Source organism: Streptococcus sp. SS-4456 (assembly GCF_036680365.1).
In the GTDB taxonomy this organism is placed as follows: domain Bacteria; phylum Bacillota; class Bacilli; order Lactobacillales; family Streptococcaceae; genus Streptococcus.
Genome location: NZ_JAVIHI010000026.1, coordinates 21,916 through 28,275, shown reverse-complemented (window position 1 = coordinate 28,275; position 6,360 = coordinate 21,916). Strand labels below are relative to the sequence as shown.

The 6,360-nt window shown below is 42.5% G+C and carries 5 protein-coding genes; all 5 read right to left on the bottom strand.

All coding sequences use genetic code 11. The features are described 5' to 3' along the window. Window positions 1-195: 195 nt before the first annotated feature. Window positions 196-1,143 (bottom strand): LPXTG cell wall anchor domain-containing protein, encoded by a 948-nt coding sequence (locus RFK25_RS07915; protein ID WP_332412817.1) that lies wholly within the window; start codon window positions 1,141-1,143, stop codon window positions 196-198. Between the two features lie 268 nt (window positions 1,144-1,411). Then, window positions 1,412-2,419 (bottom strand): ABC transporter permease subunit, encoded by a 1,008-nt coding sequence (locus tag RFK25_RS07910; protein ID WP_172023075.1) that lies wholly within the window; start codon window positions 2,417-2,419, stop codon window positions 1,412-1,414. Next, window positions 2,412-3,923, bottom strand: a complete 1,512-nt coding sequence (locus RFK25_RS07905) for a sugar ABC transporter ATP-binding protein (RefSeq protein ID WP_332412814.1) — start codon at window positions 3,921-3,923, stop codon at window positions 2,412-2,414. The genes RFK25_RS07910 and RFK25_RS07905 overlap by 8 nt, the downstream gene beginning before the upstream one ends. A gap of 234 nt (window positions 3,924-4,157) precedes the next feature. Next, window positions 4,158-5,246, bottom strand: coding sequence for a galactose ABC transporter substrate-binding protein (locus tag RFK25_RS07900; RefSeq protein WP_332412813.1), 1,089 nt, complete (start codon window positions 5,244-5,246; stop codon window positions 4,158-4,160). A gap of 182 nt (window positions 5,247-5,428) precedes the next feature. After that, window positions 5,429-6,349 (bottom strand): 1-phosphofructokinase family hexose kinase, encoded by a 921-nt coding sequence (locus RFK25_RS07895; protein WP_332412811.1) that lies wholly within the window; start codon window positions 6,347-6,349, stop codon window positions 5,429-5,431. Window positions 6,350-6,360: the final 11 nt, after the last annotated feature.

The window sequence follows — 6,360 nt, the reverse complement described above, 5'->3', positions numbered from 1 at the left end:
AACCATTACCATATAAATTCAAATATTAAACTTATTAAACCCCCCCCCCCCAATATTTTTGTCAAGGATTTTAGTGTATTTTTTTATGTTTTTCTTCATGTCAATTTTTGAAAATGTATACAAAAAATTTCCTGTTTTGCTGAAAATACACATACAAAAAGGACCTATACGGTCCTTTTTGTATGTGTATGTAGATTATTTTCTTTTCTTCAACATCGCTGCTGAGCCAAGGAGACCTAGACCGCCTACAAGTGAAAGAACTGTCATTACTTCACCAGTTTCTGGAAGTTTTTCTGATGATGCTTTTTTCTCTGCAGCTTTTGTTTCAGTTGCTTTAACGGTTGCTGGGTCGATTTTTGGTAAAGCCGCAGCTTTAACGCTTTCACCTTTGGCAGTTTCAAGAGCTGGCAGTTCTCCCAAAGGAAGGGCAGCCGCTGTTACACTAGCACCTTTAGAGAAGAGGTATTCTCCAAGCTCGTCCTTACCAATAGTAGCAGCCAACAATTCTTCAATTTTAGCTCCTTCACCTTTGGCAGTTTCTACAGCACCTTCGCTTGTTGGAAGTTCTGTTGTCACGCCTGTACCTTTAGCATAAAGATAGAATTCTCCATCTTTACCACCTAATTGCACTTCTGGAAGCGCCTCCGCAGTCGATGCTGCAGTTGGAACATTCTTGAAGTACAAACCATTTTCGTCCAAAGCAATAGCGACTTCATCTAGGACAGGAGCTGTAACACCTTCGCCATGTTTTGTAATGTCTACTGTACTTGGGTCCAAGGCTGGAAGTTCTGCTGTTGCTGTAGTACCTGTGCCATTTGAGTAAAGAACTGGTTGACCATTTTCAAAAGCGAGTTTCACTTCTGGAACTTCTGCAACAGCGCCTTCACCATGCTTGGTAATCTCTACTGTACTTGGGTCCAAAGCTGGTTTATAGTCAGAGTTCAACACACCGCTACCTTTTGCTGTTAATTCACCATTGTTTAGGTTGAGCGCTGGAATTGGGTCAGCTGTCGCACCTGTACCATGAGCTGATGCAGCACCAATCTCATTAGCAGATACAGTTGTACCCACTAAAGCAAAGGTTGCCAATGATACCAAACCGATTGAGGTTTTTCTCAAAAGATATGTTTTCTTTGTTGACATAGTAGTCACCTTCCTTTTTCTATAATCAAAAATTCAGTACATGAATACTTATCTCCACATACAACTGTTGACTTACTGAGAAGAAGTAGTTAAACAAACTGCCCTATTTAGCTATTCCCACTCAATAATTACACCATCATTATATAAACATATACCAAATATTTCAAGCAATTTTGGTTAATTTTATATAACAATATCTTATGGTTTTTCTTGCTATAAGTTGGGCTTATAGAGTGCGTTTCGTTCTGGTCTGACAAGCAAGCCTGTCTTATTTCTTAACCAGAGTCTTCCGAATATCGAGGGCCACAGCTACAACGATGACGATCCCTTGAATCACGTTGGTCATATCTGGCGTTACTCCCAAGTAGGTCAAGCAGACTTTGAGCAATTCAAAGACGAAGACCCCTAGGAGAATACCCGGAACAGTACCCTGACCACCGGCAGTTGATACACCACCGATTGTCGCAGAGGCAATAGCATCCAACTCATAACCCATACCAGCACCAGCACCAGCTGAGCCTGTCTTGGCAGAAAGCAAGAAACCTGCTAGACCATAAAGCAAACCTGCGAGTAGGAAAATCTTGATTTTAGACAAGCGAACATTGACACCAGAAACTTCTGCGGCATTTTCATTACCACCGATGGCATACATGTACTTACCATAGCGGGTTTTATTATAAAGCACCCACATGGCCAGACCAACTAGGGCTGCTATGATAGTGATATAAGGAATAAAACCAAACAACTTACCTTGACCGATAGCTACGAATTCATCCTTAAAGGTACCGATTGGCTTGGATTGGGAATAAATCAAGACAAAACCGTAGGTCATAATCTGGGTTCCCAAGGTCGCCAAAAATGGCGGCACGCTGAGGAAGGAAATGATAGCACCATTGAGCAAGCCCAGCAGAGCACCGACAGCTAGAGCTGCTAAAAGCGGGACGAAAATCGGCATGTCAGGTAGGTCTGGGAAGAATTTTTGGGCAAAGTCAGGACGTTGCACCAAGGTTGCTGTGATAATGGCTGTCAAGCCCACAATCCGACCAGCTGATAGGTCAGTACCACGGATAATCAAGCAGCCTGATACCCCCAGAGCAATGATAAAGCGGACAGAGGTGTTAGCCATAATGTTGGCCGCATTCCCAAGGGTAAAGAAATTATCCTGGGTCAGTCCAGTATATAAAATCATAGCCGCAACTACGATATACATGGAGTTCTTGGTTAGGAACTCTCCTAGATGAAAGTTTTGATCAGCTCTTGTCGCTAGTTTAGGCATTGTCATCTCCTCCTTGATTGCCAGTCATAAATTTGGTAGCTAGCTTCATGACAGATTCCTGAGTAGCTTCTTCCTTATCCAAGAAACCAGAAATCCGTCCTTCACACATGACCATGATTCGATCTGAAACGCCCAACAATTCAGACATTTCAGATGTAATCATGATAATGGATTTGCCTTCAGCAGCTAGATTGTTAATGATTTGATAAATCTCATACTTGGCCCCAACGTCAATCCCTCGAGTTGGTTCATCCAAGATGAGAATGTCTGGATCATTGGCCAACCAGCGTGCCAGGATAACTTTCTGTTGGTTTCCTCCTGAAAGACTTTCGATATGGGTTTTAGTGGTCGGTGTTTTCACGCGCAGACGTTCCACATTATGGTCCACCACTTTTTTGATTTTCTGATCGTCTAAAAGGCCAAAGGCACCTAGATACTGATTTAAAGATGCCACCGAGGCATTATCAGATACAGACAGAACCCCAAAAATACCATTATAGCGCCGATCTTCTGTCACCAGGGCAATCTTATTGGCAATGGCTGCCGCAGGATTTTTGATTTTAACTTCCTTGCCCTTGATGAAAATCTTCCCTTGTTTTAAGGCACGAATACCATAAAGAGCCTCCATCAACTCTGTCCTCTGGGCACCGACCAAGCCACCGATTCCGAGGACCTCGCCTTTTTTCAATTCAAAACTAGCTTGCTTAAAGGAAAGATGGTTGGGCGATGTCATGCCTTCCAAACGAAGAACAATTTCCTCTTCAACCTTGTTGGTTTTCTCTGGGAAGAGACTGGTCAATTCCCGTCCCACCATGGCTTGAATGATTTTGGCAGTGGTCATTTCTGCTGCTGGCCAGGTACCAACATACTGACCATCGCGCATGACGGTAATGTCATCTGAGATCCGAAGAATCTCATCCATTTTATGGGAAATATAGATGATACCAATATTTTTCGCTTTTAGTTGGGCAATGATTTCAAATAATTTTTCCACTTCTGAGCTGGTCAGTGAGGAAGTTGGTTCATCCATGATTACCACCTTGGCATTGTGGGAAATGGCCTTAGCAATCTCTACTGATTGCATCTGCGATACGGTCAAAGCATCCAGCAAGGTGCGAGGATCTACATAAAGACCCACTTCTTCTAAGAGAACCTTGGTATCCTGATTCATCTTGGCATGGTCCACCAGATTAAACTTCCCAAGGGGATAATTCCCCAGAAAGACATTTTCAGCAATGGTCATCATGCGAATAGGTTGAAGCTCCTGATGGATCATGGAAACACCTGCATCAATTGCCTCCTTGGAATCTTTGAAGTCTACTTCCTTGCCATCAAAGATAATAGTCCCTTGGTCCCGATGGTAAATTCCAAACAAACACTTCATGAGGGTGGATTTCCCAGCTCCGTTCTCTCCCATCAGAGCATGAACTGTACCAGGACGAAGTTTAAAAGTCACATCGTCCAAGGCCTTAACACCTGGAAATGTCTTGGTAATATGTTTCATTTCTAAAATATATTCACACATTCTCCCCGCTCTCTTTCTTTTTGCAAAAAATAAGTTCTCACTATGCGCACAATCACCATTCTTCCCTGGGGATTTGGCATAGTGAGAACGCACTTGTCGTTTGGCAAAATTGATTGCACTCTCTAATTAGCAAGATCAGACTATCTCTAAGACCTGCATTCTTTACAAGTATTAGAACTTGCTTGGATTATCGAGTATCTATTTAAGTCCTTCTTAGTTATTTTCACGTTCTGCGTAACGTTTTTTAATTTCTTCGATTGTTTCTTTCTTAGCTTCTGCTTCTTTTAGTTCTGCATCTGCTGCTGAGGTTACTTTGACATAGTTTACCCAGTAGTATGGAGAAACATCTTTGCCTTCCATCAACTCAACTGCAACGTTTGCTGCTGTGTGAGATTGGTTGAAGTGGTCATTCAATACAGTACCAGTCAATTCACCTTTAGCAAGAAGTTCCATGGCATCTGGAATAGCGTCTACACCAACAACCAAGATGTCTTTACCAACAGTACGACCTGCAGCCTTAATCGCTGTTACCGCACCAACTGCCATACCGTCGTTGTTGGCAAAAACTACTTCCAATTTGTCACCAAATTGTTCCAATGCAGCTGCTGTCACTTCTTGACCTTTCGCTGTATCCCAGTTTGCAAGGTAAGGTTCAGCCAAGGCTTCACGTTTGATACCTGCATCGTCAAGCGCTTTTACTGAGTAAGTTGTCCGTTGTTGAGCATCAACGTTTGCTGGGTCACCAAAGAGGGTAATGTATTGAACTTTACCATCGCCGTTGATATCACCCTTGCTCTCAGTTGCTGCAATAATTTCACCCTGATAGGTACCAGATTGAGTAGCATCTGCACCTACATATGTAGTTTTACCTGGCCAGATTTCCAATTCAGCTACTTCTGGTTCACGGTTGATAAATACAACCGGAATATTGGCAGATTTTGCTGAGTTGATGATGGAACCTGCAGCGGTTGGGTCAACTAGGTTAGCAAGGATAACATCTTTACCTTGTGCAATAAAGGTATTGATTTGCTCTGTTTGGGTAGCTTGGTCTTGCTTGCCGTCTTGGATATCCAAAACATACTTGTTGCCAGTTTTTTCACTCAATTGTTTGAAATAGGCATCTAACTCTTCACGATAGAGGGTCATGAAGTTGTCATCAAATTTGTAAATAGCAACACCGACTTCGTAAGTTTTTCCTGATCCTGAGTCAGAACCGCTGCTGGAATTTTCTGTCGCTTTTCCACAAGCTACCAGAAACAAACCTACAAAAGCAATTGCTAAAAACTTCAGTAATTTTTTCATCCCTTTTTCCTTTCTACTTTTAAAGACCTTGGTAGGACAACCAATTTTGTAAACGCTTTCGTATATGTTTATATTAACCTATAAACACCCCTTTGTCAATAGACTGTAAGAAAAATAATCTCAATTCCTAGAGAAAACTTTTTAAGACATGGAGGCGTCAAACTTGCTTGTTTTGCGCATATCTACAGTTGTTCCAGAATTACTTTTTCTAGCATCTCCGCAAACTGCTCTGCTTCAACCTCTGGGAAATAGTTAAGACAGTTGGCGGTCGCAAAGGCTGCTGCCTCTTTCAAGAAAATTTCAGGTGCTTGTCCTTGGCTGATCCCCTTAACTAGCAAGCCTAGGTAGAAATCTCCTGCCGCAATGGGATTGCGTATTTCTTTCTTGGGCGACTGGATACAGAAGAAACGCTGGCCAATCTTTGCCAAACTTCCCTTTCCACCCATGGTAATGATGATATTCTCATGCGGCGTTACTTCTTTTAGTATCCGCAAAATATCCTCTGTACTTTCTTCATCCAGCTCTGGATAGATGTCCTTGAGTTCCTCATTATTGATTTTAATCACGGCTGGGCGAGCTTGATAGGCAGCTTGTAAGGCTGGTCCACTGGTATCCACAATGGTCAAGACCTCTGGGTATTTTTCAATAAATCGCTGAATATAATCAACCGGCATGCCCTTCATGAGACTGCCTGAAAAGACTAGGATATCGCCAGCCTCTAGGCTATTTTCTATCTGCTGGGTAAATTGGTCAAGCAGGTCCTCTGTCAGTTCAAAGCCTTTTTCATAGAAGAGAACGACATCGCCTGTGCTGGTTTCTACGTAAATATTGCAGGTTCTTGTGTTCTGATCATTTTCAACAACCTGCAGTTGATTTCCCTTTTGGACATTGAGGTCTTGGATATAACGACCTATCTGCCCACCTAAAATGGTATGGATAGTGTAGTCTGTCACACCATTTTCTCGAAGGGCATAGGCTACGTTGAAACTCTTACCTCCTGGATAATCTCTGACTTCTGACGGACGTAGGGGAATGTTCTTTTCTATCTTCTCCACAAGAAGCGTACGGTCTAGGGCTGGATTGGGACAAATCAAGTGAATCATAGGGAACTCCT

Excerpts from the sequence above, each read along its gene's own strand:
- RFK25_RS07915 (WP_332412817.1), bottom strand. The coding sequence starts at position 1,143 with ATGTCAACAAAGAAAACATATCTTTTGAGAAAAACCTCAATCGGTTTG.
- RFK25_RS07910 (WP_172023075.1), bottom strand. The coding sequence starts at position 2,419 with ATGCCTAAACTAGCGACAAGAGCTGATCAAAACTTTCATCTAGGAGAG.
- RFK25_RS07905 (WP_332412814.1), bottom strand. The coding sequence starts at position 3,923 with ATGAAACATATTACCAAGACATTTCCAGGTGTTAAGGCCTTGGACGAT.
- RFK25_RS07900 (WP_332412813.1), bottom strand. The coding sequence starts at position 5,246 with ATGAAAAAATTACTGAAGTTTTTAGCAATTGCTTTTGTAGGTTTGTTT.
- RFK25_RS07895 (WP_332412811.1), bottom strand. The coding sequence starts at position 6,349 with ATGATTCACTTGATTTGTCCCAATCCAGCCCTAGACCGTACGCTTCTT.